Below are 25,339 nucleotides of genomic sequence, written 5' to 3'. Positions count from 1 at the left end.
AAAGGAGAAAAAAGATTTCCTTGCACAAATAAAGTAATGAACTATGATTAAATTTTTCGATACGTTTTTTTCTACCTTGTGAAAACGTGTATATTTTTCCCCGTTTTTCACAACGCATCGGGCGAATGGCGGAACTGGCAGACGCGCTGGACTTAGGATCCAGTCCTTTACCGGGTGTGGGTTCAACTCCCTCTTCGCCCACTTTTTTTCAAAAATTATTCTAAAAAATTTGTGGAAGTTATAATCAATACTCCTTCAACAGTTAAAATCGAAATCAATGTAGTACTCAATGCGGACGATTTGCAGTCGCATTTTGATTTAGCATATACAAAAGCCGCAAAAACGATTGAGATTGCAGGGTTCAGAAAAGGAAAAGCGCCGCTTGCAATGATAAAACGGATGTACGGTGAAGAAATTGAGTACCGGGAACTTGATACCATTGCTAATTTTTTTTATCAGCAAATTGTCAGAGAAAAAAAACTTCGTCCTGTCGGGGAACCATTGCTCGCCGATATAAAATATAATCGTGGAAATTCTCTGTCGTATGTCGTGCATGTAGAAATGCTCCCGGAGTTTTCCATTCAGGAATTGACGGGAATTTCTGTTCAGAAAATTATTCACAAAGTAACCGACGAAGAAGTTGCGAATGAAATAGAATATTTACGGAGAACTAACGCAACGTATTCAGATGTTCAACAAGCAACAGATGAAGAACATATTATCACATTCGAAATTCAGGAACTGGACGAAAACGGTTTGCCAATTGTCGGAAATAAAACAGAGCCGATTCAAGTGCATCTTGGAGACGAATCGAAACTTGCTGAAATTCGCGAAGGACTCAAACACTCTGAAGTTGGCAAACATTATCACATCACGTACACTCCACAACAAGGTGAACGACAAGAACCGATTGACGGAAAATTTGAAGTGCTGCGAATTCAAAAAGTAACGCTTCCCGAATTGAATGAGGAGTTTGTGAAAAAAATTACCAAGAATAAATTTTCTTCGATGGATGAATTTCGAACGAGTATTCGAAAGGATTTGGAAACGTATTGGAACGACCGCAGTATTCGAACTGTTGAAGATGCGATTGCCGCAGAACTTGTTCATCGTCATCCGTTTGAAGTTCCCGATTCGCTCGTCAAAGGATTTACGGATGGTTTGCTGGAAGAAATCAAAGAAAAACAACCGGGGAAAATTTTGCCGACGAATTTCGACGAACAAAAGTTTCGAGAAGAGAATCAGGTATATTCCGTTTGGCAAGCAAAATGGTTTTTGCTACGGGATAAAATTCGTGAGCATTTGCAATTGAAAATTGAAGATGCGGATTTTGAAAAAATTGCGGAAGAAGAATCGAAGAAAATTGGGGTTGAAAAAGAGCGTTTGGTTGCTTACTATAAAAATTCAAAATCGCTGAATGAAAAAATTCTCAATGATAAAATGTTTACATATCTGGTTTCCACTGCAGTTATTACTGAAAAACTCGACACGGAATTAGAAGAATCAAAAATCATTACATCGTAACCCGAAACACCAATTCATCTATGAATCCACAAATCTATAACCAACTTGTTCCCATTGTTGTCGAACAATCGGGACGAGGCGAACGCGCGTATGATATTTTTTCACGGCTATTAAAAGAGCGAATTATTTTTATCGGTACTGCGATTGATGATGTTGTTGCAAGTTTAGTTATTGCGCAAATGCTTTTTCTTGAATCTGAAGACCCTGAAAAAGATATTCATGTGTATATAAGTTCGCCGGGAGGAAGCGTAACCTCGGGGCTCGCAATTTACGATACGATGCAATATATTCGCGCGGAAGTTTCCACGATTTGCATAGGAATGGCAGCAAGTATGGCGGCGGTATTGCTTGCTGGAGGAGCAAAAGGAAAACGTATGGCGCTTCCTAATTCGCGTATTATGATTCATCAACCGTGGGGCGGCGTGCAGGGAACAGCAAGCGATATTTCTATTCAGGCGGAAGAAATTCTTCGAATGAAAAAACGGATCAATGAAATTCTTGTACACCATAGCGGAAAACCCTTGGAACAAATTGAAAAAGATACTGACCGCGATTTCTATATGTCGTCTCAAGATGCAAAAGAATATGGTTTAGTAGATAATATTCTTGTAAAAAAAGAGTTAATCAAGAAACCCAAAATGTAGGTGTAGTTTTCCATTTCGATTTGTTTTCACAAATAGATACTTAGAAAAAAACGGATAATGAAAAATTTCTTCACAACAGTCTCTCATTTCAATTCTCAAATGTAATGCGTGCTCATCCACTTGAAAACATTCTCTGTTCGTTTTGCGGACGGAACAGCGCAGAAGTGCAAAATATCGTCGCAGGACCCGATGTGTACATTTGCGACAACTGCATTCTAAATTCTTCTGAATTGTTACGAAAAACTCACCCGCAAAAATTTCATCGCCATGATATTCGCACAAAACTTACCCCCATCAAAATAAAAGAAGCGCTGGATGAATTCGTTATCGGACAAACGAAGGCAAAAAAAATTCTTTCTGTTGCGGTGTATAATCATTACAAACGATTGCAATATCGTCCGATAACATCGTTCGATGATGTGGAAATCGAGAAAAGCAATGTTTTGTTAATTGGACAAACCGGCACCGGAAAAACATTACTTGCGCAAACGCTTGCACGGATTCTCGACGTTCCGTTTGCCATCGCCGATGCAACAACGCTTACGGAAGCAGGGTACGTTGGCGACGATGTTGAATCTGTTCTTGTTCCGTTGTTGCAAAACTGCGATTACAATACTGACCGTGTCGAATTTGGTATTGTGTACATTGATGAAATAGACAAAATTGCGCGCAGAGGAGATTCTTCGTCAATAACACGCGACGTTTCCGGCGAAGGAGTGCAACAGGGACTCTTAAAAATTCTCGAAGGAACAATCGCAGGCGTTCCTCCCAAAGGGGGAAGAAAACATCCTGAACAGCCGCTTGTAAATATCAACACAAAAAATATTTTGTTTATCTGCGGAGGAGCGTTTGAAGGATTAGATACCATTGTTTCCCAACGAATGCATAAACAAACGATGGGATTTGGCGCAGAAATTCACACAAAAGAAACTCTCACGCGTGATGATTTGATAGCAAAAACTCAACCCGATGATTTACTCAAATTCGGTTTGATCCCGGAATTTATCGGACGACTTCCGGTGATTGCACCGCTTCATTCACTTGATGAAAAAGCATTGATGAATATTCTTACTGAACCCAAAAATGCGATTATCAAACAATTCAAGAAACTGCTCGAAATGGAAGGCGTTGATTTAGAGTTCAAGAAAGAAGCGTTGCAACTTGTTGTAAAAAAAGCAGTTAAACTGAAAACAGGTGCGCGCGGGTTACGTTCCATCATCGAAGAAATTATGCTTGATGTGATGTATCATCTTCCGGCAAAACATAACATCGTAAAAGTAATTATCACGAAAGAATGTATCGAAAAGAAAAAAGAACCGACATACATATTCAAAGAACCGATGAAACAAAGCGCATAGATTGTTTAAAAAAAAATGGCTGATGCTTTATTACTATCAGCCATTTTGTTTTTTTATAATGAGAAATTTATTTTTTCTTTGTTGTCATTGTTGATGTTCCGATAATTTCATTTCCCGCATTATCGCGTTCATTGAATGTTTGAATCAACGTATGTTCTTCCTGAAATTCCATTGTGCGAACTGAACTATTTCCTGCGCCTTCCCACGTCATCAAAATTTTCTTTCCATCTGTTTTTCCTCTTCCGGTATAGGCGCCGCGAAAATTATCGAACCAATATCCAACATATTCACCCGTAGCGGCGTCTTTTGTCATCATCCCGATTGCGGAATATTTCATTTCCATAAACATTTTTTCCACTTCGGATTCCGACATTCCCATTGTTGCAGCAGATTTTTTTACATACTCTTCGTTTGGTTTTATCAATTCATTGGTATAATGAATGACGACGTACTGATTATCGCACGCCCATTCGCACTGTTGCCATTCTTTTGCTGTTCCAACGTTTGATTCGCTCGTTCCGCTCCATTCGCCAATCATCCATTTATACCATTCATCGTCAAGCGGTTTTGGTGGAGCGCCGGTATTCGTTTCCTGTTTTATCTCTTCCGCTTTTTGCGCAAATGTTGAAACAGAAAATAAATTACAGAGTATAAAAAGAAGAATGCAAAGTTTATTCATACGATAAGTTTTTTAATTGTTTATTTGAAAAATATATTTTTGAAAAAAATTGTAAAGAATATGAACTTAAAATTTAAAATGCAGCACTAACATACGAAAACCTACAATGAGAGAAAATGTTAGTAGTCTAAAAAAAAATATTTACTTACTTCAAGAGAGGATATCCCTACTTCCGAAGTGTGGATATATATTTTTTCAGGAAATTATGACGGATTCCACCAGTATGAAAACTTCATCAGAAAAACATTTTCATAATTTGGTTTCCCCAGAAGATTTTTTAAATCTCTTCCAAAAGAAAAATTGCCGGCATCATCGTAATTCTCACTGCCTCGTGTCCACACTAAGTACATTGTTGAACCAGGAAGAAACTCCCATCGAAGAACAGCATTACCGCGCAGTGATTTGAAATTGAAATTCGGATTGCTGAATACGAACGGCTCTGCGGCGCCGCTTCCATCGGGGTCAACGGTGTATTTATCGTTTCCTGCGTTATAAGAAATTGTCGAACCGTTTTCGCCGTAATTATTGAACGTATAGGTTGCCGGTTTTTTCAATTCTTTGAACTTGTTGTAACTTCCAACAGAGATTAACGGCTGAATGTATAATTGTAATGTAAGTTTTGGTGTGAACGTATAATCCATTCGAATGCTCGATGAAAACTCCGTTTGGTCAAGTTTTCCAAATACGTAACGATTTCCAAATGTATATTGAGCAAGCGAATCGGGAACGGGATTATTTTCAAATTTCTTTTCCGGAATCCATTGCGCCATTGTAACATCTCTCGTAAAACCGGGAGTAATTTGCAAAGAAATATTTGAACTTGGTTTCCATTCAAGTTCGGATTCAACGCTTACATGCCACCCGCCCGATTCACTTCTTCCGGCGAATATTCCAAATTCAACAACTATTTCTTTACGCGAATCTGTTGAAATCCTGATTTTTTTACCGTAAAAATTTGTTGTTTTGAATAACGGTCCGCCGCGTGTTTGTTGGTTATCAAACGATGCGCTTTGCATCATAATATTTCCGTTGAGATGCCAAAAGCCAAGTGTTTGCGCATTGTAAAAAATAAAATAACCCTCACCGATTTGAACTCCGTCAAAATCGTAGTTGCGGAATGTCGCCGCATTAAATCCTTTTCTGCGGAATATTCCATCCGATTCGTACCATTGATATCCGCTGAAAATATGCATATTGATGATATCGGCGCGAAATTGAAATCCCAAATCGTTGGATTCAAATCCCGGCGAAATAAACCCAACAGCAGAATTAAAACTCCAGTTTCCTTTTTGTTTATTCACTGCAAATCGTCCCGCGTATCCTGAAAGCGACGTTGCACTCGAATCCACACCCAAATGCTTTGCATCGGGACGTTGGTAATAGCGAAGCGGAGAACGTTGCATATCAATCATTCTCCTTGTTGTCCCTTCAACTCGAGAGCCGGTTGTCCATCCAGTAATAACCCATTCTTTTTCAGTATCGAACGTAGTCCATCCATCAACACCAAGTGTGAATGCGCGTTTGTTGTATTCGTCTATGAGATACGGTTCATTCAAATCGCGAATGACGGAAGTAGAAATTATTCCAAACGCATATTTTCCATCTTCAAATTCTCTTTTTGTTCGCAAAATATTATACGATGCTAACGGTTCAACAACATCGTGAAATTGTTGCATTGTATTCGCATCTTTTACTGTTGCATATTCTCGTTGCGTTGTTGCAGAAACAACGCCAAGTGACCAATTATCCGCAATTTTTCCCGTAAGTTTTGCCGCTCCTAAAATTGTCGTATAGCTTGGAATATCAACAAAGTTTTCGCCATACGGGTCGTGCAAAGGCCATAATTTTGGTGAACGCCCGATTCTTCTGCTGTAAAAAAAATCCGGATTTCCCCAATTGAGCTCAAAATTATGATTTGCACCTCCTCTTGCAAAATCGAAAAAGGTTGAACCTTCAATAAAGAACGGACGTTTTTCTTGAAAAAAAATTTCGAACTGCGAAAGATTGACAACCGCAGGGTCAACTTCGACTTGTCCAAAATCTGGATTGATAGTTGCATTCAATGTCAAATTATTTCCGATTCCGAATTTTATATCCGCTCCAATGTTTCCTGCTTGTGTACTTCCATCATTGAACGGGTCGCCTTCCGAAAATTGATTCGTCGTTGTTGCGCTCCCGACGATATACGGAAGAATTTCTAACTTTGTCGGTGGTAAAATATTTTTTATTCCAATGAGTTCTGCAGATTTGGAAACACCAATTACTTCATTCTGAGGAGTTGCAACAAGATAATCCTCTTCTTTGTATCGCTCTGTTTTTCTCATAAAATTTATTCCCCACACGTACTCATCTTGCTTTGAAAACCGTAATTGCGAATAAGGGATTTTCATTTCAACTGACCATCCATTGCCATCAATTTGCGAAGCCGCATCCCACACTCCATCCCACGAATCATCTGCCCACGAGTCGTTGTAAATTATTCCGTCGCAAATAGAACTACTCGGATTGACACCGAAATAAAACGCCGTACGTTTATCGTTATACGAATCAACAGAAAAATACAACCAATCAGAATTTAAATCTGCGTCGCGACGTCCAATACGCGTCGTTATCGAATCGGGAGACAAATCGTGCATTCGTGCAGCAACGTACAACACTTCATTGTCGTATCCAATCCACACTTCGGTTTTATTCGTTGGAACGGCATTTTCTATCGGTTCACGTTGAGTAAAATTGGAAGTACCCGCTCGTTGCCATTCTGGTTCAGATAATATTCCATCAACGTTGATTGTTGCTGTTACACGAACCGCTTCCATTCTGTAACGCGATTCTCGAGTATAAATCTCCGAATGAACAGAAGTTGGCATTGCGAAAAAAATCGCGCAAATAAACACGCATGCAATTGTAATTTTCATAAAGAGTTTTTATTTCGTTTGAATAAAATATCGTAAAAATAATAATGTATTTGACCGAATTGACATAGAGATAGTTGTAAATGTTTCATTGTGAATAAAACTACTTTCTCGTGGAACTGTAGATTTCCCTCAACGCTATTCCGTAGCGTAATCCTCGTTCGCTCACCACAAGTTCACTCCACGAAAAATATTGCATTGTCTCAAAGAGAATCAATGTTCCAGCAAATAAAATATCTTCTCTTCCATTCGCAGCGGATGTGAAAGAAAGAATTTCTTGCGGCGTTTTTTTTGAAAGAATGTGAAACCATTCTTCAATCGCATCAATGCTCAAAATATAATTTGCAACTTTGGAAACATCAAACACAAAAACATTTTGTGCAAGCAACGCAAGTGTTGTAACTGTTCCTGCAACACCGATGAGTTGTGAGTTCGTAAATTGTTCTTTCGGAATTTCTGATAAATGTTCGTAAATAAACTTTCTGGCGTTGTCAATTTCATTTTCTTTCGGAGGAAGGGAAGCAAAAAATTTTTCAGTTATTCGTACTGCACCGATATTCAAACTTTTAGAGAAGAAGTTACAAGTTGCGAGTTGCGTGTTGTGAACTTGAAATTTGTTTTTGAACTGCGAACTTGAAACTCGTAACTCGTAACTTAGTTCCGTGCTTCCTCCTCCAATATCAATGACAGCAACATTTTCTTGAAGATTGTTTATTCCTGAAATTGCACCGCGAAATGTCCACAACGCTTCATCTTCGCCGCTTAAAATTTCAATCGCAATTTCTGTTTCCGATTTCATTCGCTCAATAAATTCTTCACGATTCGAAGCATCACGCAATGCGCTTGTTCCTGTTGCAATAATTTTATCAGCGCTGTATTTGGAAATTAATTCTTTGTATTCAAGAAAAACTTCTTTCACTCGCTGAAAAGAATTTTCAGAAATTCTTCGCGCTGCATCAACATCCTTTCCAATTCGCGGAGAACGCAATTCATCACGCAAGACTTTTATTTTTCCATCAACAGAAATTTCTGCAATGAGAAGTAATGCAGTGTTTGTGCCTAAATCAATTGTTGCAATTTTCATTCGATTTTTACAAGCACAGAAATGTCATTCGTCATTGGTAATTTGTCATTTGTAGATTTACTAATGATGAATGACCAATTACAAATTACACACAAACGCAATCCACTCATTCTCGGAAACTTCCTCAATAACATTCAAAGAATTTTTTGCAAACGCAGAAAGAATATTCTCCCGTTCGTCCCGTAACAATCCCGAAAGTAAAATTTTTCCGTTAGGTTTGATTGAAGAAATCATTTGCGGAAGAATTGGAAGAATAATGCTTGACTGAATGTTCGCAAGGATTGCATCGAAATTATTTTCCTTCACGCTTTCCAGTGTTCCAAGTTGAACGGAGATTTGTTGGCCGACATTATTCAACGTTACATTTTCTTTCGTGTTTTCGATTGACCATTCATCATTATCAACAGCGATACATTTTTTTGCGCCGAGTTTGATTGCGGCAATGGCAAGTATTCCTGTTCCCGTTCCCAAGTCAAGAACAAAATCGTTTTGCTGCACATATTTTTCTGCAAGTTGTAACATCAATCGTGTTGTTTCGTGATGTCCCGTGCCGAACGACATTTTCGGGTCAATCGTAATTACGATTTTTCCGTTTGTGTTTTCAATTTCTTTCCACGACGGACGAATAATTATTTTTTCTGTTGCAAGAATCGGTTCAATAGAATTTTCCCATTCTTTGTTCCAATCCTGATTTTCAATTTCTGCAACCGAAAATTTTACATCGGGGAATTTTTCAGAAAGAAATGCTGACGAATTTTCATTCCAAATATTTTTTTCTACATATCCTTTTAAAATGTCATTGTCTTCCCAAAATCCTTCAAAACCAAGTTGTGAAAGAAATGCGATGAGAAGTTCCTGTTGTGTTTGTGAAAGAGAAAAGGAGAGTTCAAGATAGGTTTTGTTCATTCGCCGGAGAACGATTTTGAAAATTGTCTTACAAACTTTGAAATCGAAAAATTACATTGAGCAAAACTGTTCCCACGGCTTCCAAACTTTCCGCACTGCAATGTTCTGGCGTGTCGTGCGTTGTGTGCCAATAGTTTTGCGTTTCATTCGGATAGTTGAAATCAATCAAGTCAATACATTTTATTCCCACTTCGTTGAAGGGAATATGGTCGTCAATTAAACTCGGTCCTTCTCCATCGGCGAATTGAGGAATGCCAAGTTCGTTCGCCGTATTCCACACGAGTTCAACTACATCGGGAGCGAAATGCATCGATGCTTTTTCTCGTTTGATTTCGAGTTCTGCGTCACCAATCATATCAAGCAAAATTCCGAATTGAGGCGTGTGTTCAAAGCGAAAATTTTTTGCAAAATATTTTGCGCCGAGAAGATAACGCGACAAATCTCCTTCTTCGCCGTAATCTTCGCCGTCAACAAATAAAATATCAACGCCGATGTTTGGTTTTGTTTCTTTCAATGTGCGCGCAATTTCCAACAACACAGCAACGCCACTCGCACCGTCATTCGCGCCGAGAATCGGTTGATTCTGCTTGGATATATTGTCATCTCTGTCTGCGCGAGGGCGAGTATCCCAATGAGCGAGAAGTAAAATTCTGTTCGGGTTGTTCGGTTGAAACCTTCCCAAAATATTTGTCATTGTAAAAACTTCATTCCCGTAACCAACGTGCGTGAATGGTTGAAGAATAACAGTATCGGCAAATTTGGAAAGTTCGTTTGAGAGATATTGTAAACATTTTTTATGTCCAACACTTCCCGGATTTCGCGGACCAAAGTTTGTCTGCGCAAGTAAATAATTCCACGCGGATTTTTTATTGAATGATGGAACAGCGATTGGAGATTTGGCATTTGATGTTTGAGTTTGTTGATTTGTTTGCTCGTTTGTTGGTTTGTTGGTTTGTTGATTGTTGCAAGAGAAAAAGCAGAGAGCAGCGAGCATAGAGCATAGAGGAAGAAAAATGAAATCTAAAATCTTCAATCTAAAATCTAAAATCTTTCGACTCACATCCCACATCTCAAATCTCATATCTCAAAAATTTCCTTTCGCCGCTTCCAAAGTATTCTTCATCAGCATTGCAATCGTCATCGGACCAACGCCGCCGGGAACAGGTGTAATTGCGTTTGCAACATTTTTTACATTTTCAAAATCTACATCGCCGACAATTTTGTAACCGGTTTTTGTCGTTGAATCTTCAATGCGATTTATTCCAACATCAATTATGACAGCGTTTTCTTTCACCATTTCTTTCGTGACAAATTTCGGTTTGCCAATTGCAGCAATGAGAATATCTGCTTGCTTCGTGAAATATGAAATATCCTTCGCTCCCGTATGAACAATTGTTACTACGGAATTTCCACTATGTTTTTGTAAAAGAATATTCGAAATCGGTTTTCCGACAATGTTACTGCGACCAATAACGACAACGTGTTTGCCGCTTGTTTCAATTCCACTGCGCACAAGCAGTTCATAAATTCCCGCAGGCGTGCACGGAAGAAAACATTTTTCCCCAGCGACAAGTTTACCAATATTCACGGGGTGAAAACCGTCAACATCTTTTCGGAAATCAATCGCTTCGATAATTCTACTTTCGGAAATCTGTTTTGGCAATGGAAGTTGAACAAGTATACCATGAATTTTTTCACTGTGATTCAATCGTTCAATCAAACGCAGCAACTGCGATTCGGTAGTTACGGATAGAAGTTTTTCGGTGAGAGAAAAAAATCCCATTTCATCGCACGCTTTTCCTTTTGAATTTACATAACTCAACGATGCAGGATTTTCTCCAACAATAAGAAACGCAAGTCCCGGAGTAATGTTGTGCTCGCGTTTGAGTTTCTCGGTTTCGAGTTTTATTTCATCGAGAATTTGTTGCGAGATTTTTTTGCCGTCAATTATTGTTGCCATTGGAAAATGTTTTTAATAGAACACGGATAACACAGATTGTTACGGATTCGGCACGGATTAAAAATCTGTGAACATCTGTTTCATCCGTGTAATCCGTGTTCTATTTTTCAACTACACAAACTTCGGAAATTGTATCTGTTCAAACTTCACTGCTTTTCCGGTTTCGCTATCAACTTGCACATACGCACCGCAAAGATGAACGTCGTTGCTTGCGAGTTCGTACTTGTGCGCAGTTTGCGTAATCATTCGGCGAATCGCAATTTCTTTTTTCATTCCGAGCGAAGAATCATACGGTCCGGTCATTCCAACATCGGTAATGTATGCAGTTCCTTTCGGCAAAATTCTTCCGTCGGCAGTGGGAATGTGCGTATGCGTTCCCAGCACTGCGCTCACACGTCCATCGAGAAACCATCCCATCGTTACTTTTTCTGCAGTTGCATCGGCGTGCATATCAACGAGTATCACTTTAGTTTCCGCAGAAATTTTTGGCAGCGCCCATTCTGCTGTGTGAAAAGGACAATCAATCGGCGACATATAAATTCTTCCTTGCAAATTGAGAACGCCGACTTTTCCTTTCTCTTTCAAATCATAAATTGCATAACCGTTACCGGGATTCTCGCGCGGATAATTGAGCGGACGCAAAACATATTTTTCTTTCGCAAGAACTTTTCGCGATTCCCAATTTTCCCACAAATGATTTCCGCTCGTAATAACGTGCACACCGAGATTAAAAAGATTCGTCGCATCTTGCTGACGAATTCCTTTTCCGTTGTCAATGTTTTCGCCGTTTGCAACGCAGAAATCAATCTGATAATCGTCAATAAATTTTTTGAGAAATGTTTCGACGATTTGATAACCGGGAGTTCCGACAATATCGCCGATAAAGAGTATGTTGAGTAGTGCCAAGGAATTTTTTATTTTGTGAAAAAGTTATGGAGAATATATGAAATGGATTTGGGATGTGCGATTTGCGATGTACGATGAAAAAACATAAGTGAAAAAATTTGCAAAACTGTAATTGCTTTTTGGTTTTTAGAATTTAGCATTTGGATTTTGCAATTGAGAATTTCCAAATCCATAGACGGAACTTCAACCGGTACATACAAGCAACGATAACGAGAATCGTGTAATTGCATATTGTTGTTTTTCCAAAACAATTTTCCGAAATTTTTGTCGCATTTTTTCTACACATATTCATCGAGGCATTTATGATAACTTCTCAAAAAAATAAACTCAACATTACGTGGCTTGGACATAGCGCGTTTCAATTGGTAACTTCAAACGGAAAAATAGTTCTCCTTGACCCGTGGCTTGATAATCCGGAAGCGCCGCGTGAAATAAAAGACACAATCAGTGCAGATATTATTCTCGTTTCGCACGGACACAGCGACCATCTCGGCAATACTATTGAAATTGCAAAACGCACTCAAGCAAAAGTGATTTGTATTTTCGAAATATATTTGTTCTTGCAAAGTAAAGGTATTTCTTCAGCAATCGGAATGAATAAAGGCGGAACAATGGACGTTGACGGAATAAAAATTACGATGACAGATGCAAAACACAGTTCTACGATTGAAGACGGTGCGAAAATTCTTTGCGGAGGCGAAGCCGCGGGATTTGTTGTGGAATTTGAAAACGGTTTCAAAATTTACTACGCAGGAGATACAAGCGTTTTCTCCGATATGAAAATTATCGGAGAATTGTACACTCCCGATATTGCGTTTCTTCCGATTGGCGATTTATACACGATGGGACCCAAAGAAGCGGCGTATGCTTGTACGCTTATCAATCCGAAATTCATTATCGGAATGCACTACGGAACATTTCCCGTATTAAGCGGAACCCCGGAAGCATTGAAAAAACTCCTTTCTCCCGCATTGCGAATGAAAGTAATGGAGTTAGAAGTTGGAAAAAGTGTGGGAGTGTAGGTTGTTTTTGTTTTTTGCAACTGAACGATAAAAGTTAAAATATTATTGGGAAAAAATGATTTTTGAAATGTTGCATACCGGTTACGATCTTTTACTTGTAAAAAAATGTTTGCGCAAATAAATGAAGCCGTTTAGCAAATATATTATATGAAGACTTTGCAAAACACCCTCAAATGGAAACTGTCAATGCGGGCGCACCGAAGCAATCTTCTTGATTCTACAACAAACTAGAAATTGGGTATTTAAAAGAAAAAGCTACTCTCAGTCAACGAGAGTGTTTTTTTAAAAAGAGAAGCGATAGGAAAAACAGTTTTAGAGTTTTTCTACTTCCGTAACGATGGATGCTTTATTGTTATGAACTTCAGCAAACCCACCGTTTGTTTTGTAGCAAGTTTCGTTTCCGTTTGCTTCCACAAATTTAATTATTCCACCGGAAAGCGAAGAAAGAATCGGCGCATGATTGTAAAGAACCTGAAAACTTCCCAGTTCGCCGGGAACGGTAAATGAAGTTACTTCACCGTTAAACACTGTTGCTTTGGGCGAAACAATTTCCAGTGAGAATTTTTTATCGTTCATTTTAGTTCAGTGTTTTTTTGTAATTGTCAATCACTTCGTCAATTGTTCCTTTCATATAGAACATTCCTTCGGGAATATGGTCGCAATCGCCTCTGATGATAGATTGAAAACTTGCAATTGTGTCTTCAATTTTTACATAGCGTCCTTGAATCCCGGTAAATTGTTCTGCAACAAAAAACGGTTGAGAAAGAAATTTTTGAATTTTTCTTGCGCGTTGCACGGTAATTTTATCATCATCAGAAAGTTCATCAATTCCAAGAATGTTGATGATGTCCTGCAAATCTTTATAGGTTTGCAAAATATTTTTTACTTGCTTTGCCGTGTTGTAATGTACGTCGCCGATAATGCGCGGGTCAAGAATTCGTGAAGTGGAATCTAGCGGGTCAACTGCGGGATAAATTCCTAATTCGGAAATTTGGCGGCTTAAAACAGTTGTAGCGTCAAGATGGGAAAACGCAGTAGCAGGAGCGGGGTCAGTTAAATCATCAGCGGGAACATAAATTGCTTGCACAGAAGTTATCGAACCTTTTTTTGTTGAAGTAATGCGTTCCTGCAATTCTCCCATTTCTGTCGCAAGCGTTGGTTGATAACCGACGGCGCTTGGCATTCTTCCGAGAAGAGCGGAAACTTCGGACCCTGCTTGAGTAAAGCGGAAAATATTGTCAATAAATAACAACACATCTTTTCCTTCCTCATCGCGAAAATATTCTGCCATTGTTAATGCCGTTAAGCCAACTCGTTGACGCGCGCCGGGAGGTTCGTTCATTTGTCCAAATACGAGTGCAGTTTTATCGAGAACGCCGCCTTCTTTCATTTCGCGCCACAAATCGTTTCCTTCGCGAGTTCGTTCTCCAACTCCTCCGAACACGGAATATCCGCCGTGATGCATTGCGATATTGTGAATAAGTTCCATAATAACAACAGTTTTTCCTACCCCTGCGCCGCCAAATAAACCTGTTTTTCCTCCTTTGGAATACGGTTCGAGTAAGTCAATAACTTTTATTCCTGTTTCGAACATTTCTGCGTTCGTTGTTAAGTCTTCGTACTTGGGTGGATGACGATGAATCGGGTAATATGTATTACTTTTGATTTCACCGATATTATCAATGCCTTGACCGATGATGTTAATCAATCTGCCGAGCGTAGATGGACCAACAGGAACGGTGATGGGATTTCCTGTGTCGAACGCAATCATTCCGCGCGTTAATCCGTCGGTAGAATCCATTGCAACGGTTCGGACGCGTTCTTCGCCAAGATGTTGCTGAACTTCGCATATCAAATCTTCTTTTATGCCTTCAACATTTGTTCGAGGGATTTTTACAGCATTATAAATTGATGGGAGTGAACCGCCGGAGAAGTCAACATCAACAACGGGCCCAATAACTTGAATTATTTTACCTTCGGTCATTTCAATACGTAGTTATAGTTTTTTTAAAATCGGTGAAAAATATATTGAAAAATTGCTCGAAGGCAAATCAATAGCAGGAAAAGAAAAACAAAGGAGAAAAATTTTTCGTTGAACGGATTTAATGAGTTTGTAAATAACAGCAAGTAATTTCTCATAGTTACGGTAAATACCGTATTTTTAAAATTACGTGAATGAATAAGATGTATTATTAGATATTTCTATTTACTTTATGGAGAAATTTTTTTAACAAGAGTGTCAAATGATTTCGTTGTGATATAAATCGAGATGCGATTAGTCTCATTTTACAAAACCCTATCTGTTTTTATTTTTTGCCCCGAAAAAAATAATAATAGAAAAACACGATACAAATTAATTACTATGATATTACAAATTTTATACGTTCTACTTCTAAGTGTATTCAAAACAACTTGAAAATTATTTCAAATACAATGGCAAAACTTTTTTTGTTGTTGATAATAACAGTGTATCCGCTTTGTGCATCTTCTCAATACGGGGTAAAAGCAAACTTTGGTATTAAATGTAAAATATTATCCGGACTTGATTCATCGGGGAATGGAGTCTTAAATAATGACGGAACGCCGAAGTTATATCAGTATAAATGGACAGCACATACGAAAGACGGTGTAGGTTCTGGAGGAGATAATACGGTATTTTGCAGTAATGCTCGTGCTTCAACAAGTCCGAGGAACTGGACAATTGCTTCGTTCACAACTTCATCGCTATTTGGTGGAAATCATACTATCACCGCTGTCTATAGCGGAGATATGAATTATTATGGAGTGCTTCTTCAGCAATTACACAAGTTGTGAAATATGTTCTTACGGTTACACAACCTACTGATGGAACTATTATTTCTTCCGGTACAATATTAGTGAACTACAGAGTAAGTCAAACCTTTACCATACACCGAATGCAGGACATCATATAGACAGTATCTTCTCCCGGCATAAATCGTTTTACTGCGCGTTGCACAAAACGATATTTCGGTAACGTATTTTTCATCCACGAATTTGTGGAACAGAAAAGAAGAAAGTTTTTGAGAAGGTTCATAGTGTGCTATACAAAAGCGTTCGCACAGAGAGTTTTTTGATGGGTACATCAAACAATTATTACACTCGCGCAGGATTAACAACATTCATATCATATTCTTTTGCCGCGTTATTCAATTCATCGTCAGAAGAAATAAATTGAAATGAATCTTGGCTGGAAGAAAAATGAAGTTTCAAAGATAATGCCGCTGATAAATGAATCGCATCGGCACCGCGAAGGAAATGTTTTTTTGCCAACGAAATTGCCGCCGTTATATTTTCCATATCTATTTCAATATGAGCAAACTTCATCCAATCATTTTCTGCTTCTCTTACTTTTTCTTCAAAAGCAAAGAGCGAAATTTCTTTTGCTTTCAGTTTTCGCGAAAGTGTTGCAATCACTTCAACGAAACCGAGGGAAGAACACGCAAGCAAATTTTCTTTGGAAAATAGTTTTTGAACAAATGCAGTTCCATCTTCACGGATATATCGCTTGAGCCACGCGCTTGCGTCGAGATAATAAATATTCACCGTCGGTCGTCAATGAGTTGTTGCGACGCAGATTTTCCCGATGCCGACACTGGTTCGACATATTGAAACTTTTGCGGTGTTTGAGGAAGTTTGAGCGATGAACTTCTCAATGTACGTATTGTTTCGTCTATTGATTCTTTCTGATGCACACGCTCTACTAATGTTAATACTGCGCTCGCTTCTTCTTCGGAAAGTTGTTCAATCGCATTGTGTAAGTTTTCTTTTACTGTATTCATAATTTTTTCTTGGACAAAATATACCAAAATGTTTTACGTTTGTTTTCAGCCACGAATTTGTGGAACAGAAAAGAAGAAAGTTATTAAGAAGATTCATTTTGTATTTTTTCGCGCAAAGCCGCAAAGATAACAGAAATTATTTTTTGCGACTTGGCGCCTTTGCGTGAACTAAATTTCAATCACAATCTTCCCAAACTGTTTTCGTTCTTCCATTCGTCGTTGCGCATCTGCGGCATTGTGTAGCGGAAAAACGCTATCAATAATCGGTTTCAATTTTCCCGAAGCGAGATGCGCGAGAACGGCTCTCAAGTCGTTGCTTGTTCCCATAAAAGAACCGAGCAACTTAAGATGGCGCGAATACAAATATCGCAAATCGAGTTTTGTTTCGTAACCGATTGTCGCGCCGCACGTAACTAATCTTCCGCCTTTGCGCAAAAGGAAAATACTTTTTTCAAACACGTCGCCGCCAATGTGTTCAAACACAACATCAACGCCTTTTTTCTCCGTGATGCGTTTTACTTCGTCAGAAAAATTTTTCGCGTTGTAATTGATGAGTTCATCTGCGCCGAGTTGTTGTGCTTGTGCGAGTTTATCATCGCTTCCCGCTGTCGTAATAATTTTTGCATTAAACATTTTTGCAATCTGAATCGCCGCAATGCCAACACCGCTTCCTGCACCGTGAATCAATACTGTTTCGTTTTCTTTGAGTTGCGCAAGCGTAATCAACATATGCCACGCAGTAAGAAACACAAGCGGAAATGCAGCGGCATCGTTGAAACCTATATTCGATGGAATCAGAAAAACATTTCGCGAGGGAAGTTTGACAAACTCGGCATACGATCCACTTTCTCTTGTTCCTAACACGCGATATTGCGAACACAAATTTTCTTTTTGCTCTTTGCAAAAATTACATTCACCGCAACTTAATCCGGGAGAAATTAAAACGCGCTCTCCAACTTTTACACTTGAAACATTTTTTCCAACTTCGACAACAATACCTGCGCCATCACTTCCGGGAATATGCGGAAGCGGCGTATTGCGTTCGCGTGTTCCGCTTCTCACCCAAATATCGAGATGATTGAGCGATGCGGCTTTGAGTTGAACAAGAACTTCGTCGTCGTTGATTATCGGCATTGGCGCATCTTCAAAGCGAAGAACATTAGCGTTGCCAAATTCGTGGAATCGGATTGATTTCATTTTTCTCTTCTTAGTGTTTCTTAGTGAACTAAGTGTCTCAGTGGTAATTTTTTTTCACCACTAAGACACGAAGAACATAAAGGTTCACTTAGTTTTTTCAAAAAAGTTTTTCAAAATTTCTGCAAGATTTGGTTTGGTGATTTCTTCCAAATCGTAGCGCACGCGCGTTGTCGGCTTTTCAATTTTGATGATGCGGCTCAAATCAATCGGCGTTCCGATAATGACCGAATCACACGGAACACGATTAATTGTCTTCTCCAAATCTTTCAACTGCTTTTCGCCGTAACCCATCGCGGGAAGAAGAATTCCGATGCCGGGATATTTCTTAAACGTTTCTTCAATCGAAGCTACTGCATACGGACGTGGGTCAATAATTTCTTTCGCGCCGAATTTTTGCGCGGCTAAAACTCCTGCGCCGTATTTCATTTCGCCGTGCGTGAGTGTTGGTCCGTCTTCAATCACCAAAACTTTTTTCCCTTCAATCACCGATGCATTCTCAACGGTAATCGGCGATGCGCCTTCTACAATAATTGCATCGTTATTCACTTTGCGAATGTTGTTGCGAACGATGTCAACATTTTCTCTGTCGGCAGAATCAACTTTGTTTATAACAACAACATCAGCCAGTCTCGTATTTGCTGCGCCGGGATAATACGAAAGTTCGTGTCCGGGACGATGAGGGTCAGCAACGCAAATTGTCAAGTTCGGCTTGTAAAAAGACATATCATTATTTCCGCCGTCCCAAATTATTACGTCCGCTTCTTTTTCTGCTTCACGAAGAATTTTTTCGTAATCAACACCGGCGTAAATAATTGTCCCGCTCGTGATGTGCGGTTCGTATTCTTCCATTTCTTCAACGGTGCAATCATGTTGTTTCATATCATCGAGCGAAGCAAACCGCTGACAAATTTGTTTCGACAAATCTCCATACGGCATCGGATGGCGAACTGCGACAACTTTCTTTCCCATTGCTTGCAAAAGTCCGGCAACTTTTCTCGATGTTTGACTTTTTCCGCTTCCTGTTCTCACCGCGACAATTGCAATCACCGGTTTTGAACTTGGAATCATCGAATCGTGCGCGCCGAGAAATTTGAAATCCGCTCCCCACGACATTACGTTCGATGCTTTTTCCATTACGTAATTGAACGAGACATCGGAATAGGAAAACACAACTTCATCCACAGAAAATTTCTTGATGAGTTTTTCCAAATCGCTTTCGGGATGAATAGGAATTCCGTTCGGATATAATTTTCCCGAAAGCATGGATGGATATTTTCTTCCTTCAATGTTCGGAATTTGTGTTGCAGTAAATGCGACTACGTCATACGTTTCATTGTCGCGATACACTGTGTTGAAATTGTGGAAGTCGCGGCCTGCGGCACCCATAATAATAGTTTTGATTTTTTTCATAAATAATATCGTTAGTTGGTTTATTGGTTTGTTCGTTAGTTAGTTTGTTTGTTTCAATTTTTTAGAGTGCATCTTTACACTTTACACTTTTAACTTTTCATTGAACGTATTTCTCTCCCAGAAAACTCCATCGCTGTAACCTTGAATCGCTTTATTTTCTTCAGCAAGTTGCAATCGTTTCTCTGCAAGGCAACAATATTTTAAATCTTGCTCTATGCCAATGTAGTTGCGGTTTAATTTTTTGGCAACGACAGAAGTTGTTCCGCTTCCAAGAAATGGGTCAAACACAACATCGTTCTCATTGGTGCTTCCGAGAATAATTTTTGCGAGAAGTTTTTCCGGTTTCTGCGTCGGATGTTCCGTATTTTCCGGCATTGACCAAAACGGAATTGAAATGTCATTCCAAATATTCGATGGATGCGTCAAGCGAAAATTTCCTTCTTCCGTTTCGCTCCAATCTTTCGGCTTTCCGTTTTCTTTGTATGGCGCAATTACTTTTCGTTTCAACTTCACCGCATCAATGTTGAACGTATATTCATTGCTCATTGTGCAGAACCAAATATCTTCCGTATTGTTTTTCCAATTTGTTTTTGCGCCGCGACCTTTTTCTCGTTCCCACGTAATTCTGTTTCGCACGGTAAAGTATTTTTCCGCAACAAGATGAATCGAAGTTGAAGTCCGCCAATCGCTGCAAATATAAATTGATGCAGTTGGTTTCAATGTTCGCACAAGTTTGGAAAGCCACGCCTCAATCCATTTTGCGTATTCATCAATTGTTCTTTCTTTAAATCCATTGCCATTGAAATCTTTATTCAAATTATACGGCGGGTCAAGAAAAAGCACATCAACAAATTGCGAAGGAAGAAGATCAATCACATCAAAAAGATTTTGATGAATAGTTTTATTTTTGATTTTTGAAAATGATGTTGACGAAGAAAGAGAAATGAGATTTCGAGAGTAGAAAGAAATATCGTTGGTGGTTAGAGAAATTGTTCTGTTGCGTAAGGCACGTGGCTTATCAATCATAAACCTTTTCTGCTGTGTTCAAAAACGTCTATGACCTTTTGATGAACATACTTTGAAGAGTCTTCTATTTGAAATTGTTTCCATGCAACATCTTCTTCGGGACGTTTCCAGTCTTCCGCTAACGCTTGTTCGCTCAAGAGAGTTACACCATCAACAATATTTTCATCAAGAATTGTAACAACAGCGCGTTGTGGTTTTGCAAGTTGAATGTGTTCAAGAAGTCTAACGTTTCCGGTTGTATCAATGATTGCTTTGAGTGAGGTGAACATAATTTATTTTTCGTTTGTTAATTGCATAAAATTTTGTTCAATTTCTTTTTGACGTGTTGAACAATTCATCGTAATGCAAAAAACTCGTGTAATTCTTTAATGGAAACCGGACGCTCATTAGAAAGCCATTCTTCTTGTGCATACTCAAGATACGATTCAATTGCTTCACGTAATGTTTTCTTTGCTGTTGTTGGGGTATTGCCGCTTCCTATTACGCCAAGTTCCAAACACAAAGCGAGATATTGATTTCCGGATTTTTTTAAAACTGCTGAAGATTGTTGTTGCATAAAAATTTCTATTCTATTGTAATAAATATTTTTCTGCCACGAATTTCACGAATTAACACGAAATATATCTTAGTAAAAATTCGTGCAATTCGTGGCGATAAAAATTTATTCCACCGTAACACTCTTTGCCAAATTTCTCGGCATATCAACATTGCATCCGCGTTTCACTGCCATATAATACGAAAGTAATTGCAACGGAATAATCGAAAGAATCGGCGCGAGAAAATCAAGTGTTTGAGGAATACGAATCACGTGCTCGGAGAGTTTGGAAATTTCTTCGTCGTCGTGATTTGCTACAGCGATTATTCTTCCGTTGCGTACGCGAACTTCCTGAATGTTGCTCAATACTTTTTCATACGTGCTGTCTTTTGGCGCAATGCACACAACCGGCATATTATGGTCAATGAGCGCAATCGGTCCGTGTTTCATTTCTGCCGCTGGATAACCTTCTGCGTGGATGTACGAAATTTCTTTCAACTTCAAAGCGCCTTCGAGCGCGACGGGGAAATTATAACCGCGACCGAGATAGAGAAAGTTTGTTGCATCAGAAAACTCTTCTGCAATGTAACGAACTTGCGATGTTGTCGCTTCAATAACTTTCGCAACTTTTTCCGGTAACGATAATAATTCTTTAACTATCTGTTGGCCTTCATCTTTGCGAATCGTTTTTTTCTTTCGCGCAATCATCAATGTAATTAGTGCAAGCGCGACAAGTTGCGATGTGAATGCTTTTGTCGAAGCGACACCGATTTCCGGTCCTGCGTGAATATACACACCCGAATTCGATGCGCGCGGAATTGTGCTTCCGACAACGTTGCAAATTCCCAAACACGTAGCGCCGCGTTGTTTTGCTTCTTGCAATGCCGCAGCAGTATCAAACGTTTCACCGCTTTGACTTATGAAAAACACAACGTCATCTTTATAAAGAATCGGATTGCGATAACGAAATTCGCTTGCGTATTCAACTTCAACAGGAATTTGCGCGTATTGTTCCAGCATATATTCGCCGACAAGTCCCGCATGCCACGACGTTCCGCAACCGACTAAAATAATTCTTCGCGCGTTCACAATTTTTTCGACAACGCTATCGAGCCCGCCAAGTTTCGCTGTTCCTTCTTCTTCAAGCAAACGTCCGCGCATTGTGTTGCGAATTGATTCCGGCTGCTCGTGAATTTCTTTCAACATAAAATGTTCGTAACCGCCTTTTTCAATTTGCTCGAGGTCGAACGTAATTTCTTCAATCTCTTTATCAATCTCTTCGTCGTGAATCAAATCGCGCGTGAAAAATCCATCGCGGCGAATTTCTGCAACTTCTCCATCTTCGAGATACACAACTTGCCGCGTGTGGTCAATTATTGCGGCGGCATCGGAAGCGATAAAATTTTCTCCTTCGCCAATACCAATCACGAGAGGACTTCCTTTTCGCGCAACGATAATTTTATCCGGTTCACGCGTGGAAATTATTGCAAGTCCGTACGCGCCTTTTACTTCAAGCAACGAAAGACGAACCGCGCTGTATAAATCATTGGTCTTCTGATAAAATCGTTCGATAAGATGCGCAAGAACTTCCGTATCGGTTTCGGTTTCAAACTGATGTCCTTCGCGCTGCAGTTTTGTTTTGATGGAAGAAAAATTTTCGATGATGCCGTTGTGAATAATCGCAATTTCCTGATTGCAATCCCAATGCGGATGCGCGTTGATGTCATTGGGAATTCCGTGCGTTGCCCAGCGTGTATGTCCAATGCCGATTTCAGATGAAGAATTATTTCCATCCATCAACTCAACCAACTCGGCAACTTTTCCTGCTTTTTTCGTAACATGAAGTTTGTCCTCCGAAATGGTAGCCACGCCTGCCGAATCGTAGCCTCGATATTCCACACGGCGTAATCCTTCCAATAAAATAGGGAGCGCGTTTTTTTTTCCGATATATCCGATTATTCCACACATAATGTTATGAATTTAATGGTACTTGTTTTTAAGTCCGGCAAAAAATATGGAAATAAAGAAGGAGGAAAAAATAGAAAAGCCAGTTTCAAATAACTGAAACTGGCTTTAATTGAAAAGAATAAGTTTATTATTTCATCAGCAACATTTTCTTCGTTTCCGTGTATCGCAAAGTGCCATCTTGCGTTACATTTATCCGATAAAAATACACGCTGCTGGGAAGATTGCCTGCGTCGAATTGCAATTCGTACGCTCCTTCTTCCATTTCTTCGTTGTGTAACAACGTTGCAACTTCTTCACCGAGCGCGTTGTAAATTTTCAATGATATATTGCTGAATGCAGACAACTGAAAACGTATTGTTGTACTCGGATTAAACGGATTAGGATAATTTTGCGATAGCGAAAATTGTTCCGGAATCATCCAATTCGCATCTCCATCTTCCGCAAAGAATTTTCCGTCTATCGTATCCGGAGTTTGCAAGAACGGAACGCTGTCCAATTCAATTTCTCCTTCGATGCGCAACGGACGTTTGTATAAAATATCAACGCTGTCAATCGGTCCATAAAACGCTTTATTGATGAGCGTCAAAACCGAATCAAGTGCCTTGGGAGAAATCAGGTTGTTGTACCGTCGCCAATACGTCATTGCAGAATCAGAAAATTTGCAAATTTCTACGAGAGATTTTTCATCAAACATACTTGTCGAATCAGCATAAATTAACGAACCAAATCCTGTGCGAGTAATTTTGTGTTTGCTTGCAGCAATATTGAGTTTTAATGCCGCTAATTCTCCCGCAAGATGATTATTGTATGTTGGGGGTTTCGGATTAACCATTGCTTTTGTAAATAATTTTGAACCGCGTCCGGAAGTTCGAATAGAATCAAAGAAATACGCTGTTCCTGTTTGCACAAAAAATTTCTGAACATCTTTTGGCTTTTTGAAAACAATCCATCCGTAGCGTTTGATACTGTCTTTTGCGAGTTGGGGAACACCTAATACCAGCGTTGCTCTTCCGAATTCCCGCATAAACACACTATCGCGCGCATCTGCAGAATCAGGCATCAGATTTTTTCCTTTTCCCGGTTTTATTTTTTCTTTACTTAACTGCCGTTGTGTGAACGTTCTGAATTTTGTTGGAACAGGAATTGCAGAACTATCAAGTTCAAATTGTGCGAAAACATTGGTAAGTGTATCAACAATAGTCAGCGTTAACACGGAATCGGTAATTAACGTATCGCGTAACCACCATCCAACAAAGAAATAATCATCAAACGGTTTTGCTTTCATCGTTACCTCAGTTCCGCGCACATACAAAAAACAACGAACTTTTGTTTCGGGAAAATTTCTACATTCGACGGGAAATCCGTGCGGGTCAAAACGAACAACGCCTGCGTGTCGCAAATAACTCACCCGCAACATTCGCAACCGCGCAGAATCAATATCCGTAGATACAAACCACGCGTGAATGGACATCGAATCGCGTGCAACGATTGTCAATTCCCGCTGATGTTCTCCAAGCGTTCCTCCTCCGCTCCATCCTGCAAAACGAAATCCGGAATCTGGAACCGCAAGTAAATGAACCGTATCTCCCGAAGGATAAACGCGGCAATAAATTCTTCGTTCAGGAAAATCCGGTGGACACGTTGTATCCGGAAATCCCTGTGGCCTAAAAAACACTCTTCCCCCGGGTTCGCTATCTGCTGGCGCTGATGCGACTACACGAATGCGCGCAGGTGGAGAAGTTGGTTGCGCTAAAACTTCCTGAATGAACAAGACAAACCCCGCTACGATGAACAGGTGTCGAATAAGTTGCTTTGTAGAAAATTGATTCATACAATTGCCTTTCAATTTTAGTGATAAAAAATAATGAGTTTTGTATATAGACACTTTCTAAAAAAAGTGGTTTAATTTTAAAAATTTATTTCTTGTCCCCAAAATTTTCTCTAGTTTCTGCAAGGGTTGTTCCTTGCGCATTAGCGCCGGAAAGTTTCTCGATGTAACCAACGTACCAATCGTCTATTTTTCAAATACTGCTCTGTTGTTATGCATATATGTTTTCGAGTAAAATTTTTCGGTTTGAAAATACAAAACACTTGCAACTTCCTCAAAACAAAAACAGCGATACAAATTTTGCATCGCTGTTTTATTATCGAAACAAAATTTACTTTTTACAAACTTCAAGAATATTTTCAATGACATTTGTTGATAAATGAAAGTTTATATCGTCTAATTCTTCCATCAGTGGTTTTATCCTTTTGATGAACCCTTTTTCTTTCGCTTTTACGAGAACTCTTAACGTACCGGTTAATTTCAAATTCATACTCTTAGCAATTTTTCTCGCTCGCAAGTCATCAAGAATCAGACAACTTGCATCCGAGATTACAAGTTCACGCATTTGTAATATCGGATT

At 39.3% G+C, this 25,339-nt stretch carries 23 protein-coding genes, 1 tRNA gene and 1 pseudogene; 6 read left to right on the top strand and 19 right to left on the bottom strand.

The window, feature by feature from the left end; translation table 11 throughout:
- Positions 1-119 precede the first annotated feature (119 nt).
- The 4 genes from FJ218_05065 to clpX all read left to right on the top strand — a co-directional run bounded on the left by FJ218_05065 (position 120) and on the right by clpX (position 3,526).
- Positions 120-201 (top strand) — tRNA-Leu (locus FJ218_05065).
- The gene (gene tig / locus FJ218_05060; GenBank protein ID MBM4166277.1) at positions 175-1,524 is read left to right on the top strand and encodes a trigger factor; all 1,350 of its coding nucleotides are present in this window, start codon (positions 175-177) and stop codon (positions 1,522-1,524) included. The genes FJ218_05065 and tig overlap by 27 nt, the downstream gene beginning before the upstream one ends.
- A gap of 20 nt (positions 1,525-1,544) precedes the next feature.
- Entirely contained in the window at positions 1,545-2,168 is a 624-nt protein-coding gene (gene clpP / locus FJ218_05055) for an ATP-dependent Clp endopeptidase proteolytic subunit ClpP (protein ID MBM4166276.1), read from the top strand.
- A 104-nt stretch (positions 2,169-2,272) separates the two neighbouring features.
- Entirely contained in the window at positions 2,273-3,526 is a 1,254-nt protein-coding gene (clpX, locus tag FJ218_05050; GenBank protein MBM4166275.1) for an ATP-dependent Clp protease ATP-binding subunit ClpX, read from the top strand.
- A 67-nt stretch (positions 3,527-3,593) separates the two neighbouring features.
- Here clpX and FJ218_05045 read toward each other — a convergent pair whose 3' ends face one another.
- The 7 genes from FJ218_05045 to FJ218_05015 form a co-directional block, all read right to left on the bottom strand.
- On the bottom strand, positions 3,594-4,205 hold the full coding sequence (locus FJ218_05045) for a hypothetical protein (GenBank protein MBM4166274.1): 612 nt from the start codon (positions 4,203-4,205) through the stop codon (positions 3,594-3,596).
- 203 nt (positions 4,206-4,408) lie between these two features.
- Positions 4,409-7,120: a carbohydrate binding family 9 domain-containing protein gene (locus tag FJ218_05040; protein MBM4166273.1), complete on the bottom strand. Its 2,712-nt coding sequence runs from the start codon at positions 7,118-7,120 to the stop codon at positions 4,409-4,411.
- A 100-nt stretch (positions 7,121-7,220) separates the two neighbouring features.
- Complete coding sequence (locus tag FJ218_05035) at positions 7,221-8,201, bottom strand: Ppx/GppA family phosphatase (GenBank protein MBM4166272.1); 981 nt, start codon at positions 8,199-8,201, stop codon at positions 7,221-7,223.
- A gap of 78 nt (positions 8,202-8,279) precedes the next feature.
- Positions 8,280-9,107: a 50S ribosomal protein L11 methyltransferase gene (locus FJ218_05030; GenBank protein MBM4166271.1), complete on the bottom strand. Its 828-nt coding sequence runs from the start codon at positions 9,105-9,107 to the stop codon at positions 8,280-8,282.
- Positions 9,108-9,135: 28 nt separating this feature from the next.
- A complete protein-coding gene (locus FJ218_05025; GenBank protein ID MBM4166270.1) occupies positions 9,136-10,188 on the bottom strand; it encodes a M20/M25/M40 family metallo-hydrolase in 1,053 nt (350 codons plus the stop codon).
- Positions 10,189-10,191: 3 nt separating this feature from the next.
- A complete protein-coding gene (gene folD, locus FJ218_05020) occupies positions 10,192-11,067 on the bottom strand; it encodes a bifunctional methylenetetrahydrofolate dehydrogenase/methenyltetrahydrofolate cyclohydrolase FolD (GenBank protein ID MBM4166269.1) in 876 nt (291 codons plus the stop codon).
- 111 nt (positions 11,068-11,178) lie between these two features.
- Entirely contained in the window at positions 11,179-11,973 is a 795-nt protein-coding gene (locus tag FJ218_05015; GenBank protein MBM4166268.1) for a TIGR00282 family metallophosphoesterase, read from the bottom strand.
- 302 nt (positions 11,974-12,275) lie between these two features.
- On the opposite strand from FJ218_05015, the gene FJ218_05010 reads away from it, so the two are divergent.
- Complete coding sequence (locus tag FJ218_05010) at positions 12,276-12,995, top strand: metal-dependent hydrolase (protein ID MBM4166267.1); 720 nt, start codon at positions 12,276-12,278, stop codon at positions 12,993-12,995.
- Between the two features lie 312 nt (positions 12,996-13,307).
- On the opposite strand, the gene atpC is transcribed toward FJ218_05010, so the two are convergent.
- Positions 13,308-13,571, bottom strand: a complete 264-nt coding sequence (gene atpC, locus FJ218_05005) for an ATP synthase F1 subunit epsilon (protein ID MBM4166266.1) — start codon at positions 13,569-13,571, stop codon at positions 13,308-13,310.
- A 1-nt stretch (position 13,572) separates the two neighbouring features.
- Positions 13,573-14,979 carry a F0F1 ATP synthase subunit beta gene (gene atpD / locus FJ218_05000; protein MBM4166265.1) on the bottom strand — a complete coding sequence of 469 codons (1,407 nt, stop codon included), beginning with the start codon at positions 14,977-14,979 and terminating at the stop codon, positions 13,573-13,575.
- Positions 14,980-15,428: 449 nt separating this feature from the next.
- Between atpD and FJ218_04995 the strand changes: the two genes are divergently transcribed.
- Positions 15,429-15,809 (top strand): hypothetical protein, encoded by a 381-nt coding sequence (locus FJ218_04995; protein MBM4166264.1) that lies wholly within the window; start codon positions 15,429-15,431, stop codon positions 15,807-15,809.
- Positions 15,810-16,109: 300 nt separating this feature from the next.
- Here the strand turns inward: FJ218_04995 and FJ218_04990 are convergent, their stop codons facing one another.
- From FJ218_04990 to FJ218_04945, 10 genes and pseudogenes are all read right to left on the bottom strand, one after another.
- Positions 16,110-16,559: a type II toxin-antitoxin system VapC family toxin gene (locus tag FJ218_04990; GenBank protein ID MBM4166263.1), complete on the bottom strand. Its 450-nt coding sequence runs from the start codon at positions 16,557-16,559 to the stop codon at positions 16,110-16,112.
- Complete coding sequence (locus tag FJ218_04985; protein ID MBM4166262.1) at positions 16,556-16,795, bottom strand: hypothetical protein; 240 nt, start codon at positions 16,793-16,795, stop codon at positions 16,556-16,558. Before FJ218_04985 ends, FJ218_04990 begins: the two co-directional genes overlap by 4 nt.
- 168 nt (positions 16,796-16,963) lie before the next feature.
- Positions 16,964-17,992, bottom strand: a complete 1,029-nt coding sequence (locus tag FJ218_04980; protein MBM4166261.1) for a zinc-binding dehydrogenase — start codon at positions 17,990-17,992, stop codon at positions 16,964-16,966.
- Positions 17,993-18,076: 84 nt separating this feature from the next.
- The gene (locus tag FJ218_04975; protein MBM4166260.1) at positions 18,077-19,411 is read right to left on the bottom strand and encodes a GTPase; all 1,335 of its coding nucleotides are present in this window, start codon (positions 19,409-19,411) and stop codon (positions 18,077-18,079) included.
- A gap of 72 nt (positions 19,412-19,483) precedes the next feature.
- Positions 19,484-20,428, bottom strand: a complete 945-nt coding sequence (locus tag FJ218_04970; protein MBM4166259.1) for a site-specific DNA-methyltransferase — start codon at positions 20,426-20,428, stop codon at positions 19,484-19,486.
- 80 nt (positions 20,429-20,508) lie between these two features.
- Positions 20,509-20,697: pseudogene (locus FJ218_04965) on the bottom strand (hypothetical protein).
- A gap of 65 nt (positions 20,698-20,762) precedes the next feature.
- Entirely contained in the window at positions 20,763-20,984 is a 222-nt protein-coding gene (locus FJ218_04960; GenBank protein ID MBM4166258.1) for a type II toxin-antitoxin system HicB family antitoxin, read from the bottom strand.
- A gap of 105 nt (positions 20,985-21,089) precedes the next feature.
- The gene (gene glmS, locus FJ218_04955) at positions 21,090-22,931 is read right to left on the bottom strand and encodes a glutamine--fructose-6-phosphate transaminase (isomerizing) (GenBank protein ID MBM4166257.1); all 1,842 of its coding nucleotides are present in this window, start codon (positions 22,929-22,931) and stop codon (positions 21,090-21,092) included.
- A gap of 127 nt (positions 22,932-23,058) precedes the next feature.
- Entirely contained in the window at positions 23,059-24,762 is a 1,704-nt protein-coding gene (locus FJ218_04950; protein ID MBM4166256.1) for a T9SS type A sorting domain-containing protein, read from the bottom strand.
- Between the two features lie 328 nt (positions 24,763-25,090).
- Complete coding sequence (locus tag FJ218_04945; GenBank protein ID MBM4166255.1) at positions 25,091-25,324, bottom strand: DUF3368 domain-containing protein; 234 nt, start codon at positions 25,322-25,324, stop codon at positions 25,091-25,093.
- Positions 25,325-25,339: the final 15 nt, after the last annotated feature.

It is taken from the genome of Ignavibacteria bacterium (genome assembly GCA_016873775.1).
Taxonomy (GTDB): domain Bacteria; phylum Bacteroidota; class Ignavibacteria; order UBA10030; family F1-140-MAGs086; genus JAGXRH01.
Note: the sequence above shows the minus strand (reverse complement) of the source record. Positions and strands in the feature narration are given on the sequence as shown.

Excerpts from the sequence above, each read along its gene's own strand:
- FJ218_04945 (MBM4166255.1), bottom strand. The coding sequence starts at position 25,324 with ATGCGTGAACTTGTAATCTCGGATGCAAGTTGTCTGATTCTTGATGAC.
- FJ218_04995 (MBM4166264.1), top strand. The coding sequence starts at position 15,429 with ATGGCAAAACTTTTTTTGTTGTTGATAATAACAGTGTATCCGCTTTGT.
- FJ218_05035 (MBM4166272.1), bottom strand. The coding sequence starts at position 8,201 with ATGAAAATTGCAACAATTGATTTAGGCACAAACACTGCATTACTTCTC.
- FJ218_04970 (MBM4166259.1), bottom strand. The coding sequence starts at position 20,428 with ATGATTGATAAGCCACGTGCCTTACGCAACAGAACAATTTCTCTAACC.
- FJ218_05025 (MBM4166270.1), bottom strand. The coding sequence starts at position 10,188 with ATGAGATTTGAGATGTGGGATGTGAGTCGAAAGATTTTAGATTTTAGA.
- FJ218_04985 (MBM4166262.1), bottom strand. The coding sequence starts at position 16,795 with ATGAATACAGTAAAAGAAAACTTACACAATGCGATTGAACAACTTTCC.
- clpP (MBM4166276.1), top strand. The coding sequence starts at position 1,545 with ATGAATCCACAAATCTATAACCAACTTGTTCCCATTGTTGTCGAACAA.
- FJ218_04980 (MBM4166261.1), bottom strand. The coding sequence starts at position 17,992 with ATGAAATCAATCCGATTCCACGAATTTGGCAACGCTAATGTTCTTCGC.
- FJ218_04950 (MBM4166256.1), bottom strand. The coding sequence starts at position 24,762 with ATGAATCAATTTTCTACAAAGCAACTTATTCGACACCTGTTCATCGTA.
- folD (MBM4166269.1), bottom strand. The coding sequence starts at position 11,067 with ATGGCAACAATAATTGACGGCAAAAAAATCTCGCAACAAATTCTCGAT.
- clpX (MBM4166275.1), top strand. The coding sequence starts at position 2,273 with ATGCGTGCTCATCCACTTGAAAACATTCTCTGTTCGTTTTGCGGACGG.
- FJ218_05030 (MBM4166271.1), bottom strand. The coding sequence starts at position 9,107 with ATGAACAAAACCTATCTTGAACTCTCCTTTTCTCTTTCACAAACACAA.
- FJ218_05010 (MBM4166267.1), top strand. The coding sequence starts at position 12,276 with ATGATAACTTCTCAAAAAAATAAACTCAACATTACGTGGCTTGGACAT.
- atpC (MBM4166266.1), bottom strand. The coding sequence starts at position 13,571 with ATGAACGATAAAAAATTCTCACTGGAAATTGTTTCGCCCAAAGCAACA.
- FJ218_05040 (MBM4166273.1), bottom strand. The coding sequence starts at position 7,120 with ATGAAAATTACAATTGCATGCGTGTTTATTTGCGCGATTTTTTTCGCA.
- FJ218_05045 (MBM4166274.1), bottom strand. The coding sequence starts at position 4,205 with ATGAATAAACTTTGCATTCTTCTTTTTATACTCTGTAATTTATTTTCT.
- FJ218_04960 (MBM4166258.1), bottom strand. The coding sequence starts at position 20,984 with ATGCAACAACAATCTTCAGCAGTTTTAAAAAAATCCGGAAATCAATAT.
- glmS (MBM4166257.1), bottom strand. The coding sequence starts at position 22,931 with ATGTGTGGAATAATCGGATATATCGGAAAAAAAAACGCGCTCCCTATT.
- atpD (MBM4166265.1), bottom strand. The coding sequence starts at position 14,979 with ATGACCGAAGGTAAAATAATTCAAGTTATTGGGCCCGTTGTTGATGTT.